The sequence below is a fragment of the Pseudomonas sp. LBUM1669 genome (assembly GCF_059695705.1).
The window spans coordinates 4,986,855-5,006,060 of sequence record NZ_CP166784.1; the positions used below are offsets into that span (position 1 = coordinate 4,986,855).

At 60.5% G+C, this 19,206-nt stretch carries 16 protein-coding genes; 10 read left to right on the top strand and 6 right to left on the bottom strand.

Annotated features, from left to right (window positions below):
- Positions 1 to 8 precede the first annotated feature (8 nt).
- Positions 9 to 905 (bottom strand): helix-turn-helix domain-containing protein, encoded by an 897-nt coding sequence (locus tag ACA051_RS23165; protein WP_497372064.1) that lies wholly within the window; start codon positions 903 to 905, stop codon positions 9 to 11.
- A 188-nt stretch (positions 906 to 1,093) separates the two neighbouring features.
- Here ACA051_RS23165 and pobA point away from each other — a divergent pair, with 188 nt between their 5' ends.
- Complete coding sequence (gene pobA, locus ACA051_RS23170; protein ID WP_497310651.1) at positions 1,094 to 2,278, top strand: 4-hydroxybenzoate 3-monooxygenase; 1,185 nt, start codon at positions 1,094 to 1,096, stop codon at positions 2,276 to 2,278.
- Positions 2,279 to 2,358: 80 nt separating this feature from the next.
- Complete coding sequence (locus tag ACA051_RS23175) at positions 2,359 to 3,876, top strand: MDR family MFS transporter (protein WP_497372066.1); 1,518 nt, start codon at positions 2,359 to 2,361, stop codon at positions 3,874 to 3,876.
- A 134-nt stretch (positions 3,877 to 4,010) separates the two neighbouring features.
- Here ACA051_RS23175 and ACA051_RS23180 read toward each other — a convergent pair whose 3' ends face one another.
- From ACA051_RS23180 to ACA051_RS23195, 4 genes are all read right to left on the bottom strand, one after another.
- Entirely contained in the window at positions 4,011 to 4,859 is an 849-nt protein-coding gene (locus ACA051_RS23180) for a cache domain-containing protein (RefSeq protein WP_497372068.1), read from the bottom strand.
- A 251-nt stretch (positions 4,860 to 5,110) separates the two neighbouring features.
- Positions 5,111 to 5,989: an ATPase gene (locus tag ACA051_RS23185; RefSeq protein ID WP_497372070.1), complete on the bottom strand. Its 879-nt coding sequence runs from the start codon at positions 5,987 to 5,989 to the stop codon at positions 5,111 to 5,113.
- A 121-nt stretch (positions 5,990 to 6,110) separates the two neighbouring features.
- Positions 6,111 to 7,103 (bottom strand): NAD-dependent epimerase/dehydratase family protein, encoded by a 993-nt coding sequence (locus ACA051_RS23190; RefSeq protein WP_497305038.1) that lies wholly within the window; start codon positions 7,101 to 7,103, stop codon positions 6,111 to 6,113.
- Positions 7,104 to 7,164: 61 nt separating this feature from the next.
- The gene (locus tag ACA051_RS23195; protein ID WP_109634394.1) at positions 7,165 to 8,058 is read right to left on the bottom strand and encodes a LysR family transcriptional regulator ArgP; all 894 of its coding nucleotides are present in this window, start codon (positions 8,056 to 8,058) and stop codon (positions 7,165 to 7,167) included.
- Between the two features lie 95 nt (positions 8,059 to 8,153).
- Here ACA051_RS23195 and ACA051_RS23200 point away from each other — a divergent pair, with 95 nt between their 5' ends.
- The 3 genes from ACA051_RS23200 (at position 8,154) to ACA051_RS23210 (ending at position 9,937) form a co-directional block, all read left to right on the top strand.
- Entirely contained in the window at positions 8,154 to 8,555 is a 402-nt protein-coding gene (locus ACA051_RS23200; protein WP_497372072.1) for an ACT domain-containing protein, read from the top strand.
- A 6-nt stretch (positions 8,556 to 8,561) separates the two neighbouring features.
- Complete coding sequence (locus ACA051_RS23205) at positions 8,562 to 9,164, top strand: LysE/ArgO family amino acid transporter (RefSeq protein WP_109634398.1); 603 nt, start codon at positions 8,562 to 8,564, stop codon at positions 9,162 to 9,164.
- Positions 9,165 to 9,340: 176 nt separating this feature from the next.
- Positions 9,341 to 9,937: a superoxide dismutase gene (locus ACA051_RS23210; protein WP_460121402.1), complete on the top strand. Its 597-nt coding sequence runs from the start codon at positions 9,341 to 9,343 to the stop codon at positions 9,935 to 9,937.
- A gap of 57 nt (positions 9,938 to 9,994) precedes the next feature.
- Here ACA051_RS23210 and ACA051_RS23215 read toward each other — a convergent pair whose 3' ends face one another.
- Positions 9,995 to 10,369 carry a DUF6124 family protein gene (locus tag ACA051_RS23215; protein WP_497305046.1) on the bottom strand — a complete coding sequence of 125 codons (375 nt, stop codon included), beginning with the start codon at positions 10,367 to 10,369 and terminating at the stop codon, positions 9,995 to 9,997.
- A gap of 1,188 nt (positions 10,370 to 11,557) precedes the next feature.
- Between ACA051_RS23215 and ACA051_RS23220 the strand changes: the two genes are divergently transcribed.
- From ACA051_RS23220 to ACA051_RS23240, 5 genes are all read left to right on the top strand, one after another.
- Positions 11,558 to 13,609: a putative bifunctional diguanylate cyclase/phosphodiesterase gene (locus ACA051_RS23220; RefSeq protein WP_497305048.1), complete on the top strand. Its 2,052-nt coding sequence runs from the start codon at positions 11,558 to 11,560 to the stop codon at positions 13,607 to 13,609.
- Between the two features lie 235 nt (positions 13,610 to 13,844).
- Positions 13,845 to 15,182, top strand: a complete 1,338-nt coding sequence (locus tag ACA051_RS23225; protein WP_497305050.1) for an imelysin family protein — start codon at positions 13,845 to 13,847, stop codon at positions 15,180 to 15,182.
- Between the two features lie 279 nt (positions 15,183 to 15,461).
- Entirely contained in the window at positions 15,462 to 16,889 is a 1,428-nt protein-coding gene (locus tag ACA051_RS23230; RefSeq protein ID WP_497305051.1) for a di-heme oxidoreductase family protein, read from the top strand.
- Positions 16,890 to 16,915: 26 nt separating this feature from the next.
- Positions 16,916 to 17,980 (top strand): imelysin family protein, encoded by a 1,065-nt coding sequence (locus ACA051_RS23235; protein WP_497372075.1) that lies wholly within the window; start codon positions 16,916 to 16,918, stop codon positions 17,978 to 17,980.
- A 14-nt stretch (positions 17,981 to 17,994) separates the two neighbouring features.
- Complete coding sequence (locus ACA051_RS23240; RefSeq protein WP_497305053.1) at positions 17,995 to 19,092, top strand: DUF1513 domain-containing protein; 1,098 nt, start codon at positions 17,995 to 17,997, stop codon at positions 19,090 to 19,092.
- Positions 19,093 to 19,206: the final 114 nt, after the last annotated feature.

Consider the following 19,206-nt stretch of genomic DNA (forward strand, 5'->3'; position numbering starts at 1 on the left):
GAAGGCGCTCAGGCCTCGTTATCCTGATCGGCCTTCAAGCGGTCGCGAAAAGCCTTGGGCGAGATCCCCACCCGGCGCCGGAACAGGCGTGTGAAGTTGGTTGGATCGGAAAACCCCAACACGTCAGACATTTCGTAAATGGTCATGCTGGTGTAGGTCAGCAGGCGCTTGGCTTCCAGCAACTGGCGCTCGTGCATGATCTGCAACGCCGGCTGCCCCGCCAGCTCGCGGCAGGTGCCGTTGAGGTGAGAGACAGAAATCCCCAGCCGATGCGCCAGGTCCTCGACCTTGACGTGCTGGCGGTAAGTCTCTTCCACCAACTGGATAAAACCGTTGAGGTATTCCCGGGCCCGTTGCGGACGCTGACTGGCATCACGGCGCGAAATCACCTGACGGCTGACCCACACCATGATCACGCTGACCAGCGAATGCATGAGCATTTCGCGCGCGGGCTGGTGGCCGGTGTATTCGTCTTGCAGCGCTGAAAACAGGCTGTTGAGGTAGTCGCTTTCCTGGCCCGCCGGATAACTTTCGGCTTGGGCCAGCGCGTTCACCGAGTTGCCCAGTTGCGCCTGAAGATGAGCAATCAACGGCGCGGCCAGGGTAACGACGAACCCTTCGACGTCCTCGGAGAACCGGTAACCATGCACCGATAACGGCGGCAGGATCAGGATCGCCGGTTCAGTCAGTTGCGTCTGTTTGCCTTCGATTTCAAGCTCTGCCTGACCTTTGAATACGAAGAGTAACTGGCATAAATCAGCGTGACGGTGGGGTTTGATTTCCCACTGGTGTTCGCGGCTGCGTTTGGAAATGGTTTCACAGTGCAACAAGTCAGGGGTCGGCCAGTCCAGGCTTTCACCGTAGAGCTTGAACACTGGAATCGAAGGCAGGTCAGGCTTGTTCATCACTTCAATCCAGGCCTCAGAGGGTTACGGGCGATAATCGCACCGATTGGCAGAATGTACAGGTATCGGCTCAGTTTTCACCTTCAATTGACAGACCCGCAAGGGAAAAATGCAAGCACTCGATCCATAAAAATCATTCACCGGCCGTGGTCGCGTGAAGCTTGCGAGTCATAAAAACAATGAAAACACTGAAAACCCAAATCGCCATCATTGGCGCCGGTCCCTCCGGTTTGCTGCTAGGCCAATTGCTGCATAACGCCGGAATCGACACCCTGATCCTCGAACGCCAGACCCCCGACTATGTGCTCGGCCGAATCCGCGCCGGTGTCCTCGAACAAGGCATGGTAGAGCTGTTGCGTCAGGCCGGAGTGGGTCAGCGCATGGACGCCGAAGGGCTGGTCCATGGTGGTTTCGAACTGGCCCTCGACGGCCGCCAGGTGCACATCGATCTGCAAGCCCTGACCGGTGGCAAAACCGTAATGATCTATGGCCAGACCGAAGTCACCCGCGACCTGATGGCCGCTCGTCGGGAGGCTGGCGCGCAGACGATTTATGAAGCCGGCAACGTCGAACCGCACGGGATGAAAACCGAAGAGCCGTTCGTGACGTTTGAGAAGGATGGCGAGACCTGGCGCCTCGATTGCGACTACATCGCCGGGTGCGACGGTTTCCATGGCGTGGCGCGGCAGTCGATTCCTGCCGAGTGCCTGAAGGTTTTCGAGCGGGTCTATCCGTTCGGCTGGCTCGGGATTCTCGCCGATACGCCGCCGGTCCACGACGAGTTGGTGTACGCCCGCCACGCGCGCGGTTTTGCCCTGTGCAGCATGCGCTCGGCAACCCGCACGCGTTATTACCTCCAGGTGCCGGCGGACGAGAAGGTCGAGGATTGGCCGGACCAGCGATTCTGGGATGAACTCAAGTCGCGTCTGCCTGCGGCGCTGGCCGACACCCTTGTGACCGGGCCGTCCATCGAAAAGAGCATCGCGCCGCTGCGCAGTTTCGTGGTCGAACCGATGCAGTACGGGCGGATGTTCCTGGTCGGCGACGCGGCGCACATCGTCCCGCCCACCGGCGCCAAAGGCCTGAACCTGGCGGCCAGCGACGTCAGCACCTTGTTCACTATTTTGCAGAAGGTGTACAACGAGGGGCGACTGGACTTACTGGAGAAGTATTCTGAAATCTGCCTGCGCCGGGTCTGGAAAGCCGAACGGTTTTCCTGGTGGATGACCTCGATGCTGCACCGCTTCGATGATCACGACGCCTTCAGCCAGCGCATCTGCGAGTCGGAGCTGGATTACTTCGTAAACTCCGAAGCCGGTCGAAAAACCATTGCAGAAAATTACGTCGGGCTTCCTTATGAGGCTATCGAATAGCCTGCTATCGACTTACACTGGCGAGCACCGCCGCTCGCCTTGCTTCGTGCGGGTCAATCACTGCCCGCAGGTTTTCAGCCGTGACCAATCTCCACCAGCCTGAAACGCCCAAACCGGCCATTCGCAGCGTGTTGATCGCCCTGATGCTGGCGATCTTTCTCGGCGCACTGGACCAAACCATCGTCGCCGTTTCAATGCCGGCCATCTCCGCGCAATTCAAGGACGTCAGCCTGCTGGCCTGGGTGATTTCCGGCTACATGGTGGCGATGACGGTGGCGGTGCCGATCTACGGCAAGCTCGGCGATCTGTACGGCCGGCGCAAGTTGATGCTGTTCGGCATGGGGCTGTTCACCCTCGCCTCGTTGTTCTGCGGCATGGCCCAGAGCATGGAGCAGCTGGTGCTGGCGCGGATCATTCAGGGCATCGGCGCGGGCGGGATGATTTCGGTCAGCCAGGCGATCATCGGCGACATCGTCCCGCCCCGGGAGCGCGGTCGTTATCAGGGTTATTTCAGCAGCATGTACGCCGTGGCCAGTGTCGCCGGCCCGGTGCTCGGCGGTTACATGACCGAATACCTGTCGTGGCGCTGGGTGTTTTTGATCAACCTGCCGCTGGGCCTCGGGGCCTGGCTGGTGGCCAACCGCACATTGGTGGGTTTGCCCGTGCCACAGCGCAAACCGATCATCGATTACCTCGGCACGCTGCTGATGATCATCGGTTTGACTGCCTTGCTACTGGGCATCAGCGAAGTCGGTCAGGGCCACTCATGGCGCAGCGCCGAAGTGCTGGGCCTGCTTGGGTGCGCAGTGCTGGTGCTGGCGCTGTTCGTCTGGCATGAGCGCCGGGCGCGGGAGCCGTTGCTGCCGATGCACCTGTTCGCCAACCGCAACGCGATCCTGTGCTGGTGCACGATTTTCTTCACCAGTTTCCAGGCGATCTCGCTGATCGTGCTGATGCCGCTGCGCTTCCAGAGCGTCACCGGCGCCGGGGCCGACAGCGCCGCGCTGCACCTGTTGCCGCTGGCCATGGGCTTGCCGATCGGGGCTTATTTCGCCGGACGTCGCACGTCGGTGACCGGGCGCTACAAACCGATGATCCTGACGGGGGCGGTGCTGATGCCAATTTCGATTCTCGGCATGGCCTTCAGTCCGCCTCAGGCTTTTTTGCTCAGTAGCCTCTTTATGTTGCTCAGCGGGATCGCCAGCGGCATGCAATTCCCGACGTCGTTGGTCGGCACGCAGAACTCGGTGGAACAGCGGGACATCGGCGTCGCCACCAGCACCACCAACCTGTTCCGCTCGCTGGGCGGCGCGGTGGGCGTGGCGTTGATGTCGGCGCTGCTGCTCGCATTGCTGCAGGATTCGAGCTTCGCCCACCTGGCCGGTTCGTCGACGATTGCCGAGGGCGGTTCTGGGAATGTGTTGCTGGACGGTTTGAACGCTGCGCCGGGGCAGGCGCAGAACGCCTTGCGCGCGGAGTTGCTGCTCACGTTCAGGTATTTGCTGGTGGTCAGTGCGGCGGTGTCGTTGCTGGGGTTGGCGGCGGCGGTTGCGATGCCGAACAGGGTGTTGCGGGGGCGGGAAGATAAGGTTCGATAGGGGGACCGAGTTGCCTGCATTCGCGAGCAAGCCCGCTCCCACAGGGTTCTCGGTCGTACACAAGATCTGTGAACACTGGAGATCCCTTGTGGGAGCGGGCTTGCTCGCGAAAGCGGTCTACAGGCCACGGTGAATCAAGGGCTGTAATACCCGACAGCCACCAGAAAATGCCCAACCTTTTTCAGGTAGGCATGCTTGTCTTCAACCTTTGCGGTCACCGGGTTTTTCCAGCGGTATTCGTATTCGCCGTAATCCTGTTTGGCAATCAATGCCAGGATCGGCTCGCCCACCGGTTTGCCTTCCGGGTCCTTGATCTTGCCAAAGTCGGTGTTGATCAGCCGCAGGTTGGTGCCGTGAGCCACGTAACGCTGGGTGTTCAGGTCGACCACGAAGACGTACAGGTCATCCTGCAAATACCCGCCCTTGAGGGAGTTGATCGCGGTCAGCGTGCCCTTCTCGTCCTTGGCAAGATCAGTCGCCGCTTTGTTGAGCAAGGCCATCGCCTGCTCCGCCGACGCCCGTGGCAGGTAGTAACCCACGGCCAGAATCCGCTGGCCAACACGCTGATAGAACACATGCTTGCGCTCGACCTTGCCATCGGACCAGTTCTGCCAGCGATATTCGGCCTGCTGGATGCCATTGCCCTCCGGCACGTTCAAGGCGTCCTTGAAGGCTTTCTGCAAATCCGGCCCGAGCGTTTCAGACACATCACGCCCGATCAGCGCCGAAGACGGGCCACCACTGGCGAGCATCACGCCCTTGGTATCGACCACGAAGACATAACGATCCTTATCGACAAACTCGCCCTGACGGCTGAACGCTGCGAAGGCCTTGTCGCCGTTGTCGTGGTAGTAGGCCAAGGCTTTTTCCAGCAAGGCCTTGGCGGCCTGGCTGTCATCCTTTTCCGCCGTAGTGGCCTGAACCTGCCCCAGGCACAGCAACAGCATCCCCCCCAGCACGGCCAACTTGTGCAGACCCCCCATAGCGCATCCCCTCGTTCTTGTCGGTGTTTCAAGAGCGTAGACGGCTATGGGATATGTACGAATATTCAGGAAAGCGCCGGCCATCGCGGCAAATGGGGTTTGTGTGGCGAGGGAGCTTGCTCCCGCTGGGGCGCGAAGCGGCCCCAAAACCATTCACCGCAGTTATTCAGTCAGATCGGCAGTGCCTCGTTGACGACTGCTTCGCAGCCGAACGGGAGCGAGCTCCCTCGCCACAGGATCCAGCAACCGCGCTATTGCGCCCGGGCGCGGAGTTGCTGCTGCAGATTCTGGATCTGCGCCTGAAGGGTGTTGATGTTGCGGGTGGTCTGCCCGCGGAAGGCGTCGAACTCGGCGGTATTGGTGACGCCTTGCGCGGCAGCCGGGCGGTTGTCCTGCTGGCTTTTGAGCACGATCATGTCTTGCTCCAGACGATCGATGGCGGCGCTCGGGTTGCCCTGTTTTTTCAGCGCAACGATGTCGGCGCCGAGGCTTTTGAGCTGGGCGTCGAGTTTGCTGGTGTCGTCCGGGGCATTTTTCAACGCAGCCAACTCGGTGCTCAAGGCTTTGACCTGCGCCTGCAATTGCGTGTTAGCGGTCTGGTGTTCGGTGCTCTGGGCGGTCATTTGCGCCAGGCGTTTGTCCAGATCGGTGGTTTGCGCAGTCATCAGTGCCAAGCGCTTGTCCAGATCGCTGGTCTGACCGACTACACCTTGCTGCTGCTTGCTTTGATCCTGCAGTTGGTTTTCCAGCTGCTTGATTTGCAGCTTCAGGGCTTCGCTGCCGCTGGTGACGTTGGTCTGGCTGGCGACCACCTTGCCGGAAATGTCCTGCAAGCGCCCCGCCGCGTCCTCACTGATCCGCGCGAAACTTTCCTGGGTGGCCACCAGTTGCTGTTCCATCAGAGAAATCTGCTGAAAGCTCCACCAGGCAAGGCCGGCGAACGCGAAGAACAAAGCGCCGACCAAGGCCCACAGAGGACCGGTGCTGGCACTTTTGACTTTGACCACCGGCGCCGTGCGCGAATGCACGGAGGTGCGTTTCGAGGTCGGAAAATCATCGTCATCGGGGATGTCTGCACGCAGGCTCGGGACATCATCGAAGTCGTCGTTGGCATCGTTACGCATGGACATTGAGTCAACCTTTGTGGAACGCGGTGATGGCTATAGGCGGCGAGTATAAACCCCACTGCCGCAGCGATTGACCCTCAACGCCAAACTCGGTTCAGTGCTGGCGGGTTTGTCACTGCAAAAGTCAGCGAATGTCCTGAGCTTTCCACCAGCCGCAAAATTCATCGAGGGCCGTCCAGAGACTGACTTTCGGATCGTAGTCCAGATAATGCCGGGCGCGGCTGATGTCCAGGGTGAAATTTTTGTTCATGACCTGCATGCCCAGTCGCGACAGCGTCGGCTCGGGACGGCCCGGCCACAATTTGCACACCCCTTCGTTGAGCGCGGCAACGCTGTAGGCCAGACCGTAGGAACGGTAGCGCGTCACTTGTGGGACTTCCATCTTGCGCATGACGTAATTGACCACGTCCCACAACGGCACCGGGGTACCGTTGCTAATGTTGTAGGCCTTGCCCAGCGCCGAACCGCTGGCCAGCAAGCTGCTCAGCAACGCTTCATTGAGGTTCTGCACGCTGGTGAAATCGACTTTGTTCAGGCCGTTGCCGATGATCGCCAGGCGTCCCTTGCGCTGCATCTTCAGCAGTCGCGGGAAGATGCTCATGTCACCCGCTCCTGTCACGAAGCGCGGGCGCAGGGCCAGGGTTTCGAGACCGAATTCCTGTGCACCAAAGACCTTTTGCTCGGCGAGGAATTTGGTGGCGGCGTAGGGATGCTTGAAACGTTTAGGCACTTGTTCTTCGGTCAGCCCCAGATGATCACGACCATCGAAGTAGATCGACGGCGACGACAAATGCACCAGGCGCCGGACCCGCTGTTTCAGGCAGGCCTCGACCACGTTTTCGGTGACCTGCACGTTGCCTTGATGAAAGTCCTGATAACGTCCCCATAAACCGACCGCGCCGGCGCAATGCACCACCGCTTCGACATCGGAACACAGCTCGCGCGCCAGTTCCGGGTCACTCAAGTCGCCCGGGATAAACTCGGCGCCACGGCGCACCAGGTGTTCGACGCTTTCGGCCCGGCGACCGTTGACCCGCACGTCCAGGCCCTGCTCCAGGGCGAAACGCGCAAAGCGCCCGCCAATGAAGCCGCTTGCGCCGGTGACCAGAATTTTCATGTAGAGCTCCGATGTCTTTCGTTTTGCGTAATGCGTAATGCGTAAGTCTTGACGCTGCCCGTCAGTCCAACGGCACCAGCCATTGCTTCGACGAACGCACCAATTGATCGGTCAGCAACCCCAACAGCTGACCGCCATTGCGCCAATGATGCCAGTACAGCGGCACATCGATGGGCTTATCTGGCAAAAGCTCCTGCAAGACACCCCGTTCCAGCTGCTCGCGCACCTGTAATTCGGGCACCAGACCCCAGCCAAGTCCGGCTTCGGTCAAGCGAATGAAGCCCTCAGACGATGGGCATAAATGGTGCTCGAAACCGCCATCGACACCGAGGGAGGCGAGGTAGCGATGCTGCAGGAAATCGTCCGGGCCGAACACCAGCGCCGGGGTTTTTGCCAGCAGATCCGCACGCACACCCTCAGGAAAATGCCGGGCGATAAACGCCGGGCTGGCCAGCGCGCGATAACGCATGGCACCCAACAACACGCTGCGCGCGCCAGCCACCGGGCGCTCGCTGGCGCAGATGCACGCGGCCACTTCGCCAGCGCGCATGCGTTTGAGGCCGACCGTCTGGTCTTCGACGACCAGGTCCAGCAGCAGGTGTTGCTCGGCGCAGAAATCACTGACGGCTGCGGCCCACCACGTCGCAAGGCTGTCGGCGTTCAGGGCGATGCGCAGGCGTTCCGGCAAACCCTCTTCGTCCAGCGCGGGCACCAGCGTCTGTAGATCCCGCTCAAGCAAACGCACCTGCTGGACATGGTTGAGCAGTCGCCGACCAATCTCGGTGGGCGCCGGCGGCGTCACCCGCACAAGCACCGGCTGGCCAACCCGCGCCTCCAGCAGCTTGATGCGCTGGGAAATCGCCGATTGCGACAAGCCCAACACCTGCGCGGCGCGTTCGAATCCGGCCTGCTCGACCACCGCGGCCAGAGCAGAAAGCAATTTATAGTCGAACATCAGTTTTCCTAATGAGCGATCAGCATGATTGGTTTTTCTTATACCGCGTTGCACCGGAGAATAGCCAGCAAGCACTCTTGAACAGGAACACCGACATGGCTGGCGAAACTTCATTGGCAACGCTGCTACGCAGCATGAGCCCGCAGCTCAACGACGGCGAATACGTGTTCTGCACCCTGCGCGACGGTAAGTTGCCCGCTGGCCTTGAGATCGTCGGCAGCTTTCGCGAGCAGGAAGGGCTGACCGTCATTCTCGAACGTTCCCACGCCGAGAAGGCTGGTTTCAGCTTCGACTACGTCGCAGCCTGGATCACCTTGAACGTGCACTCGGCCCTCGAAGCCGTCGGCCTGACAGCCGCCTTCGCCACAGCACTGGGCCAGGCCGGCATCAGTTGCAACGTGATCGCCGGTTACTACCACGACCATTTATTCGTCGGTCAGGCCGATGCCCAACACGCAATGCAAGTGTTGCGCGACCTGGCAGCCCACGCGGAGTAAACCCTTATGTGGCAAAGCTATGTGAACGGCCTGTTGGTGGCCGCCGGGCTGATCATGGCGATCGGCACTCAGAACGCGTTTGTGCTGGCGCAGAGCCTTCGGCGTGAACACCACCTGCCCGTGGCGGCGTTGTGCGTGACCTGCGACGCCTTGCTGGTAGCCGCCGGGGTATTCGGGCTGGCGACGGTGCTGGCGCAAAATCCGACCCTGTTGGCGGTCGCCCGCTGGGGTGGCGCAGTCTTTCTGATTTGGTATGGCAGTCAGGCACTGCGTCGGGCCTGCTCGAAACAAAGTCTGCAACAAGGTGAAAACCAGACAGTGCGTTCGCTGCGTGCGGTGATGCTCAGCGCGTTGGCGGTGACGTTGCTCAACCCGCACGTTTATCTGGATACGGTGTTGTTGATCGGCTCCCTCGGCGCGCAGCAAACCGAGCCCGGCGCTTATGTCGTGGGCGCGGCCAGTGCGTCGTTGCTGTGGTTTTTCACTTTGGCACTCGGTGCTGCATGGTTGGCGCCCTGGCTGGCTCGGCCGAGCACTTGGCGGATTCTTGATCTGTTGGTGGCGGTGATGATGTTTGCAGTGGCGTTTCAATTAATCGTCGCGCCCTGATTATTCCAAAAGGCTCTGGAACCTCTATCCCACACAGTTGTTGCGTGGTTATGCCGCACCCCCGGTGCTATGATCCGATCCGATGCGCCGCAAAGAGTACAAACTCCCCGGCGCGTGTCTGGCCGCCCGTGATCGGCCTTGCGCTCACCGCAACTGACCTGATTAGGAGAATCATCATGGCTTTCGAACTGCCGCCGCTGCCTTACGCACACGATGCCCTGCAGCCGCACATTTCCAAGGAAACTCTGGAATACCACCACGACAAGCACCACAACACCTACGTCGTGAACCTGAACAACCTGGTGCCAGGCACCGAGTTCGAAGGCAAGACCCTGGAAGAAATCGTCAAATCTTCCTCGGGCGGTATCTTCAACAACGCCGCTCAGGTTTGGAACCACACTTTCTACTGGAACTGCCTGGCGCCAAACGCTGGCGGTCAACCAACCGGCGCACTGGCTGAAGCCATCAACGCAGCCTTCGGTTCGTTCGACAAGTTCAAAGAAGAATTCAGCAAAACCTCCATCGGCACCTTCGGTTCCGGTTGGGGCTGGCTGGTGAAAAAGGCTGACGGTTCCCTGGCCCTGGCCAGCACCATCGGCGCCGGCAACCCGCTGACCAACGGCGACACCCCGCTGCTGACCTGCGACGTCTGGGAACACGCTTACTACATCGACTACCGCAACGTTCGTCCGAAATACGTCGAAGCGTTCTGGAACCTGGTCAACTGGAAATTCGTGGCTGAGCAATTTGAAGGCAAAACCTTCAAGGCTTAAGCTCGATGCCAGACAGAAAACCCGGCTATATGCCGGGTTTTTTATGGCCTGGAGAAATCAGGCTGCTTGCGGATCGACGTTATCCAAGGCTCGGTTCACCGCCAACTCAGCCAGCATGATGATCTGCTGAATTGCCAACACCGTATTGCGCTGCGGGCCAATCAGGTTCGCCGCGAAATCGCTGGCCATGACACTCGCCGAAGCCAGGGACTCGCAGGCTTGGGCCAGGAGACTTTCGGTGTCCATGTTGGGGGCGATCATGAACATCGTGCTGGGGCGACGGGTTTTTTCGAGGTATGGGGCTGGCGGGTCGAGGTAGTAATCGAGGGCGCGTTTTATGGCTTCGCGGTCTCGCAGGAGTGCTTCGGATTGGGTGTCTTCGGCGCCTGGGGTGGTGGTGTTGAAGGGTGGGTCGGGGATCAATTTGTCCATTGAATTTCTCCAGCGTTGGAGCCTCCACTTGCCGCTTCTCACACGGCAAAGAGGTGGCAGCTATGTGCGAGGTGAGAAGACCGGTTATGGACACCCGGCCGGACCGAAGTCCGCCCGCACACAGCCGCCATAACGCAAATACTGGCAGCGAGTAAGCTGGCGGCGATTATGCGTGTACAGACACTGGATGACCATAAGTTGCTGGGCTCTCACACCCGGCCGCTGAGTTTTCAGCGACAGCCAGAGGTTAGAGAGACTGCTTCCTACCCGGCAACCTGAAAAATGCGTGGGAAATCGCTGTGTTTCTTACACATCTTTCAACACACAAAATGGAACGCGGAGCGTCCCGGGCGGCATTCCCACGCGGAGCATGGGAACGATCAATCGGAGGCAACAGGAAGAGATTGGTCGGCTGTCAGGCCGCCATCGCTGGCAGGCCAGCTCCCACAATGGATCGGCGTACGCCGTCCGCTTCTCACCACTCATTAGGCCGAGCGTTAGCTCGCCTGCAGCTCTTGATCTTGATCCACCCGCCCCGTCGGGAGGCTGAGTGGAGGCGTTCATCTGGGGGGTAGGCGCGTAGCGCCGTGCGGCGAAGCCGCACACATCGAGAGGAGGTCGAAGCGAAGCCGACCGGAGGCGATGCCCCCAGATGAATGCCGGAGCGAAGGAACGCCGAGCCCAGGCGAGGGGCCGGACGTTGGGGCGAAGACCTTTGCTTCCTTTGGGGCGTTTGCCAAAGGGAGTCGCCGTAAGGGCGAAACCATAAGCAGCCGTTACCGCAGCAATGGATATGTACACAACCAACAAGAACATGGTCGGCTACCAGGCCGCCTTCGCGAGCAAGCCCGCTCCCACAATGAAATGACGTACGCCTGAAAGAGATTGGTCGGCTTTAAGGCCGCCAAGCAACCAAGCCAATCTCGGACAATGAAACCAGCATTCAGCCCCTTGCCCCCACGCCACAGCAGGCTAACATCAACAAAAGGAAAAATAGTCCCAATCCCCCTCAAGTTGAAGGACCCAACTACCGACACAGTGCTAATAGGGCAAATACTCAAAACAACAGCATTTCTGCCAAGCTGAAGGCAAAAAAACCTGAGATTGAATGTCCCTTTGACTGCCATCACGGGATTGCCAATACTCATGGCAACTTGATGCTACCCGCACGGAACAAGGAATAACCCTTTGAAGCTGGAACTCAAGAACAGCTTGTCGGTGAAGTTGCTCCGGGTCGTGCTCCTGTCGGCATTGATCGTCGGCGTAGTCTTGAGCTGCGCGCAGATTGTTTTCGATGCCTATAAAACACGCCAAGCCGTGGCCAACGATGCCGAGCGCATCCTCGACATGTTCCGCGACCCCTCCACCCAGGCCGTCTACAGCCTGGACCGGGAAATGGGCATGCAGGTCATCGAAGGCCTGTTCCAGGACGAAGCCGTGCGCCAGGCCTCCATCGGCCATCCCAACGAAGCCATGCTCGCGCAAAAGTCTCGTGAGTTGCAGCATTCCAACAGTCGCTGGCTGACCGACCTGATCCTCGGCAAGGAACGCACCTTTACCACCCAACTGGTAGGCCGCGGCCCCTACAGCGAGTATTACGGCGACCTGAGCATCACCCTCGACACCGCCACCTACGGGCAGGATTTCATCGTCAGTTCGGTCATCATCTTCATCTCTGGCGTATTGCGCGCCCTGGCCATGGGCCTGGTGCTGTACCTGGTCTACCACTGGTTGCTGACCAAACCGCTGTCGCGAATCATCGAACACCTGACCGAAATCAATCCGGACCGCCCCAGCGAACACAAGATTCCGCTGCTCAAGGGTCACGAAAAGAACGAACTGGGTATCTGGATCAGCACCGCCAACCAGTTGCTCGAATCCATCGAGCGCAACACCCACCTGCGACACGAAGCGGAAAACAGCCTGCTGCGCATGGCCCAGTACGACTTCCTCACAGGCCTGCCGAACCGCCAGCAATTACAGCAACAACTGGACAAGATCCTCGTCGACGCCGGCAAATTGCAAAGACGGGTTGCGGTGCTGGTGGTGGGCCTGGACGACTTCAAAGGCATCAACGAACAGTTCAGCTACCAGACCGGCGACCAATTGCTGCTGGCCCTGGCCGATCGCCTGCGCGCTCACAGCGGTCGCCTTGGTGCCCTCGCCCGTCTCGGTGGTGACCAGTTCGCCCTGGTCCAGGCCGATATCGAACAACCTTACGAAGCCGCCGAACTGGCGCAAAGCATTCTCGATGATCTGGAAGCGGCGTTTGCCCTCGACCATCAGGAAATCCGCCTGCGCGCGACCATCGGCATCACCCTGTTTCCCGAGGATGGCGACAGCACCGAGAAACTGCTGCAAAAAGCCGAGCAGACCATGACGCTGGCGAAAACCCGCTCGCGCAACCGTTATCAGTTCTACATCGCCAGCGTCGACACCGAGATGCGTCGCCGCCGGGAACTGGAGAAAGACCTGCGCGACGCCCTGCGGCGGGACCAGTTCTACCTCGTCTACCAACCGCAGATCAGCTACCGCGATCACCGGGTGGTGGGTGTCGAGGCCCTGATTCGATGGCAGCATCCCGAGCATGGCCTGGTGCCGCCGGACCTGTTTATCCCGTTGGCCGAGCAGAACGGCACCATCATCGCCATTGGCGAATGGGTACTGGATCAAGCGTGCAAGCAATTACGCGAATGGCACGATCAGGGTTTCCTGGACCTGCGCATGGCGGTGAACCTTTCGACCGTGCAACTGCACCACGCCGAGCTGCCGCGAGTGGTCAATAATCTGTTGCAGATGTACCGCCTTCCACCCCGCAGCCTGGAGCTGGAAGTCACCGAAACCGGCCTGATGGAAGACATCAGCACCGCCGCCCAGCACCTGTTGAGCCTGCGCCGCTCCGGCGCATTGATTGCGATCGACGACTTCGGCACCGGTTATTCGTCCTTGAGCTACCTGAAAAGCCTGCCGCTGGACAAGATCAAGATCGACAAGAGCTTCGTGCAGGACCTGCTCGATGACGACGACGATGCCACCATCGTTCGAGCGATCATCCAGTTGGGCAAGAGCCTGGGCATGCAGGTGATTGCCGAAGGCGTGGAAACCGCCGAGCAAGAGGCCTACATCATCTCCGAAGGCTGCCACGAAGGTCAGGGCTACCACTACAGCAAACCGCTGCCGGCACGGGAATTGAGCGCCTACCTGAAACAGGCCCAGCGCAGTAACGCGGCCATTTTGTAGATATCAAAAGATCGCAGCCTCGTTTCACTCGACAGCTGCTACGGGCCCGAGTGCTTCTGTAGCCGCTGTCGAGTGAAACGAGGCTGCGATCTTTTGATCCACGACACAGCTCTCGCCTGAATAAGAAATATTTCCAGCTACAACCCTTTACACATAATGCGAAAGATTTGCATTATGTCGCAGTTTCGCGCACCCGCTGCGCCATACCACCCCCTCTCGAAGCAGGATGTTCGCCATGATTCGTATGCCTCTGGCTACCGCCAGTCTGTTGGCCATCGCTATTTCCCTCGCCGGTTGTGGCGAAGGCAAAGACAAGACCGCCGTTACGCCGGCGGCGAGCACCGCTGCTGCTCCAGCTGCCGCCCCAGCTGCTACCAGCAAAGTCGACGAAGCCGCCGCCAAAGCCGTTGTCGCGCATTACGCCGACATCGTCTACGCCGTTTACAGCGATGCCGAATCCACCGCGAAGACCCTGCAAACCGCCGTCGACGCCTTCCTCGCCAAGCCGAACGCCGACACCCTGAAAGCCGCCAAGGCTGCCTGGGTCGCTGCCCGCGTGCCTTACCTGCAGAGCGAAGTGTTCCGCTTCGGCAACACCATCATCGACGACTGGGAAGGTCAGGTGAACGCCTGGCCTCTGGACGAAGGCCTGATCGACTACGTCGACAAATCCTACGAGCACGCACTGGGTAACCCGGGCGCCACGGCCAACATCATCGCCAATACCCAGGTTCAAGTCGGCGAAGACAAAATCGACGTGAAAGACATCACCCCGGAAAAACTCGCCAGCCTGAACGAGCTGGGCGGTTCCGAGGCCAACGTCGCCACCGGCTACCATGCCATCGAATTCCTGCTGTGGGGCCAGGACCTGAACGGCACCGGCCCTGGCGCCGGCAACCGTCCAGCCTCCGACTACCTGGAAGGCAAAGGCGCCACCGGCGGTCACAACGATCGTCGTCGCGCTTATCTGAAGTCCGTAACCCAGCTGCTGGTCAGCGACCTGGAAGAAATGGTCGGTAACTGGAAGCCGAACGTGGCCGACAACTACCGTGCCACCCTGGAAGCGGAATCGGTTGATTCCGGCCTGCGCAAAATGCTGTTCGGCATGGGCAGCCTGTCTCTGGGCGAACTGGCGGGCGAGCGCATGAAGGTTTCCCTGGAAGCCAACTCCCCTGAAGACGAACACGATTGCTTCAGCGACAACACCCATAACTCGCAGTTTTACGATGCCAAGGGTATTCGCAACGTGTACCTGGGCGAATACACCCGCGTAGACGGCACCAAAATGACCGGCGCCAGCCTGTCGTCCCTGGTGGCCAAAGCCGACCCGGCTGCCGATACCGCGCTGAAAGCCGATCTGGCTGCCACCGAAGCCAAGATGCAGGTCATCGTCGATCACGCCAACAAGGGTGAGCACTACGACCAACTGATCGCCGCCGGTAACACCGCTGGCAACCAGATCGTGCGCGACGCAATCGCCGCCCTGGTCAAGCAGACCGGTTCGATCGAAGCCGCCGCTGGCAAACTGGGCATCAGCGACCTGAACCCGGACAACGCTGATCACGAATTCTGATCAACGCTGGCTGAGTGACTAAAGAGGCGACCTTCGGGTCGCCTTTTTCATACCACCAAACACCGCCCCGTTGGAGCGAGGCTTGCCCGCGAAGGCGGCATTACATTCAATGACAATGGTGACTAATACACCGCTTTCGCGAGCAAGCTTCGCTCCTACAGGGGATCGGGTTTGCAGGAAACCCTGCCCCACATCAACCAAACGATAATTCCTCTTATTCAAACTCCCCTGCCCTGTTAGACTTTGCGCCCTTGTTTTGCTCGTCTTGCAGGATGTCTGATGCCCTCGCTGCTTCTTCGCTTGTCCGCACTGTTTCTGGCCCTGGGCCTGAGTGCCTGCGATGACGCCCCGCGTTTTACCAAGGCCGAACCCGGTGAAGCCCGGTCCGGTGGCGCAGCGACCGTGCGCAAGACCGATCAAAATGCTTTCTCCCTGCCCTCCGCCAACCTGTCGCCGTCACGGCGCGTGGATTTCAGCGTCGGCAACAGTTTCTTCCGCAATCCTTGGGTGATCGCCCCTTCGACCACCACTGCCCGGGACGGCCTCGGTCCGTTGTTCAACACCAACGCCTGTCAGGGCTGTCACATCAAGGACGGCCGCGGTCATCCACCGACGCCCGATGCGGCGAACGCGGTATCGATGTTGGTGCGCCTGTCGATCCCGGACGCGCCGGCCTATGCCAAGGTCATCGAACAGCTCGGTGTGGTCCCGGAGCCGGTCTACGGCGGCCAGTTCCAGGACATGGCCATCCCCGGCGTGACCCCGGAGGGCAAAGTGCGCGTCGATTACACGCCCGTTCCGATTCGCTTCAAGGACGGCACTGAAATCGAGCTACGCAAACCGAGCCTGAACATCACCCAGCTGGGTTATGGCCCGATGCACCCCGACACCCGTTTCTCGGCGCGCGTTGCCCCGCCGATGATTGGCCTGGGCTTGCTCGAAGCCATCCCCGACGAAGCGATCCTGGCCAACGCAGAGGCTCAGGCCAAGGACAAAAACGGCATCGCCGGGCGGCCGAACCGGGTCTGGGACGACGTGCAACAGAAGACCGTCCTCGGCCGGTTCGGCTGGAAAGCCGGGCAACCGAACCTCAATCAACAGAACGTTCACGCGTTTTCCGGCGACATGGGCCTGACCACCAGCCTGCGCCCCTTCGACGACTGCACCGAGGCGCAAACAGCCTGCAAACAGGCGCCGACCGGCAACGGCCCGAATGGCGAGCCGGAGGTCAGCGATAACATCCTGCGCCTGGTGCTGTTCTACAGCCGTAACCTCGCCGTACCGGCCCGCCGCGACGTCAATGCACCCGAAGTGCTGGCCGGCAAGAACCTGTTTTTCCAGGCCGGATGCCAGTCCTGTCACACACCCAAATACACCACCGCCGCCAACGCCGCCGAACCTGAACTGGCCAATCAAGTGATTCGCCCTTACAGCGATCTGCTGCTGCACGACATGGGCGACGGCCTGGCCGACAACCGTACCGAATTCCAGGCCAGTGGCCGCGACTGGCGCACCCCGCCGTTGTGGGGCATCGGCCTGACGCAGGCGGTCAGTGGCCACACCCAGTTCTTGCATGACGGCCGCGCGCGCAATCTGCTCGAAGCCGTGCTCTGGCATGGCGGCGAAGCCAAAGCGTCGCAGCAACAGGTTTTGTCTTTCAATGCCGAGCAGCGCGCTGCGTTGCTGGCGTTTTTGAATTCCCTTTAATACGTATTCCATAGCGGGAGCCCGACATGTTCCGTCCCAAATTGTTGTTCACCAGCCTTGCCGCACTCGCCCTCGGCGCTTGCTCGCCACAGGACCCGCAAGCCGTCACCTCGGCCGCCATCGCCAAATCGGTGATCCTGCCGACGTACACCCGCTGGGTTGAAGCCGACCGCCAATTGGCCGTCAGCGCCCTCGCCTACTGCGAAGGTAAGGAAAACCTCGACACCGCCCGCGCCGACTTCCTGCACGCACAAAAAGCCTGGGCCGAGCTGCAACCGCTGCTAATCGGGCCGCTGGCCGAGGGCAATCGGGCCTGGCAGGTGCAATTCTGGCCGGACAAGAAAAACCTGGTCGGCCGTCAGGTCGAGCAATTGGTCACCGCGCAGCCGCAGATCGATGCCGCCGCCCTGGCCAAGTCCAGCGTCGTGGTGCAGGGCCTCTCGGCCTATGAATACATCCTGTTCGACAGTAAGCCGGACGTGGCCAACGACGCGCAAAAAGCCAAGTACTGCCCACTGTTGAAGGCGATTGGCGAGCGCCAGAAACTGCTGGCCGAAGAGATTCTGCAAAGCTGGAACAATACCGACGGCATGCTCGCGCAGATGAGCAAGTTCCCGAACCAGCGCTACGCCGACTCCCACGAAGCCATCGCCGATCTGTTGCGTGTCCAGGTCACCGCCCTCGACACCTTGAAGAAAAAACTCGGCACGCCGATGGGCCGCCAGAGCAAAGGCGTGCCGCAACCGTTCCAGGCCGATGCCTGGCGCAGCCAGTCGTCCCTGACCGGCCTGGAAGCCAGCCTCGCCGCCGCCAAAACCGTGTGGGAAGGTGTCGACAACAAAGGCCTGCGCGGCCTGTTGCCGAGCGAGCAGAAATCCTTGGCCGACAAGATCGATGCCGCTTACGCCGCGTCCCTGAAACTGTTCGCCAGCAACCAGCGCTCGCTGACCGAAATGCTCAGCGACGATGCCGGTCGCCAGCAACTCAACGACATCTACGACAGCCTCAACGTCGTCCATCGCCTGCACGAAGGCGAACTGGCCAAGGCGCTGGGCATCCAACTGGGCTTCAACGCCAACGACGGTGACTGATGAGGGCGAGTGCCATGCTGCGACGTCAGGCTCTGACTTTAGGTAGTTTGCTGCTGGGAGCAGTGACACTGGGCGGCTGGACGCTGTTCAAACAAAAGGACAAGAGCCCGCTGCTGCTTTCGGCGCGGGACGATGGCGACGGCAAGCATTACGCCGTCGGTTATCGGCTGGACGGCACCCGGGTGTTCGCCACCCAGGTCGGCCAACGCTGCCATGACATCATCAATCATCCGACGTTGCCGATCGCGCTGTTCGTGGCCCGGCGTCCGGGCACCGAGAGTTATCTGATCGACCTGCGCGACGGTACGCTTCTGCAAACCGTGACCTCGCTGCCGAACCGGCATTTCTATGGGCACGCGGTGATTCACAAGAGCGGCGACTGGCTGTATGCCACCGAGAATGACACCTCTGATCCGGGTCGCGGGTTGTTGGGTGTGTATAAGTTCGAAGGTGAGCGACTGGTGCACAGCGGCGAGATTTCCACCCACGGCATCGGCCCGCATCAGGTGTCGTGGATGCCGGATGGCGAGACCCTGGTGGTGGCCAACGGCGGCATTCGCACCGAGGCGGAGAGCCGGGTCGAGATGAACCTCAACGCCATGGAACCTAGCCTGGTGCTGATGCAACGCGACGGCACCCTGCTGAGCAAGGAAACCCTCGCCCAACAGATGAACAGCGTGCGTCATCTGGGAATCGCCAGCGATGGCACCATCGTCGCCGGCCAGCAATTCATGGGGCCGTCCCACGAGACTTCGGAGCTGTTAGCGATCAAGCGTCCCGGTCAACCGTTCGTGGCGTTCCCAGTGCCGGAGCATCAGTTGCAGGCGATGGGACATTACACCGCCAGCGTGGCGGTCCACAGTGACTTGCGCCTGGTCGCGTTGACCGCGCCGCGCGGCAACCGCTTTTTCATCTGGGACATGGACAGCGGTGAAGTGCGCCTGGATGCGCCGCTTCCCGATTGCGCCGGGGTTGGCGCCGTCGCCGATGGGTTTGTCGTGACGTCGGGTCAGGGCCGCTGCCGGTACTACGATTGCCGCCAGACAAATCTGGTTGCAAAGCCCCTGGAGCTTCCGGCGGGGCTCTGGGACAACCACCTGCACCTCATCTGACCTCTCCCTTCTCTGTTGGCGAGCTTACCTGTGGCGAGGGCGCTTGCTCCCGCTGGGCTGCGCAGCGGCCCTGAAAAATGGGACTGCTACGCAGTCCAGCGGGAGCAAGCTCCC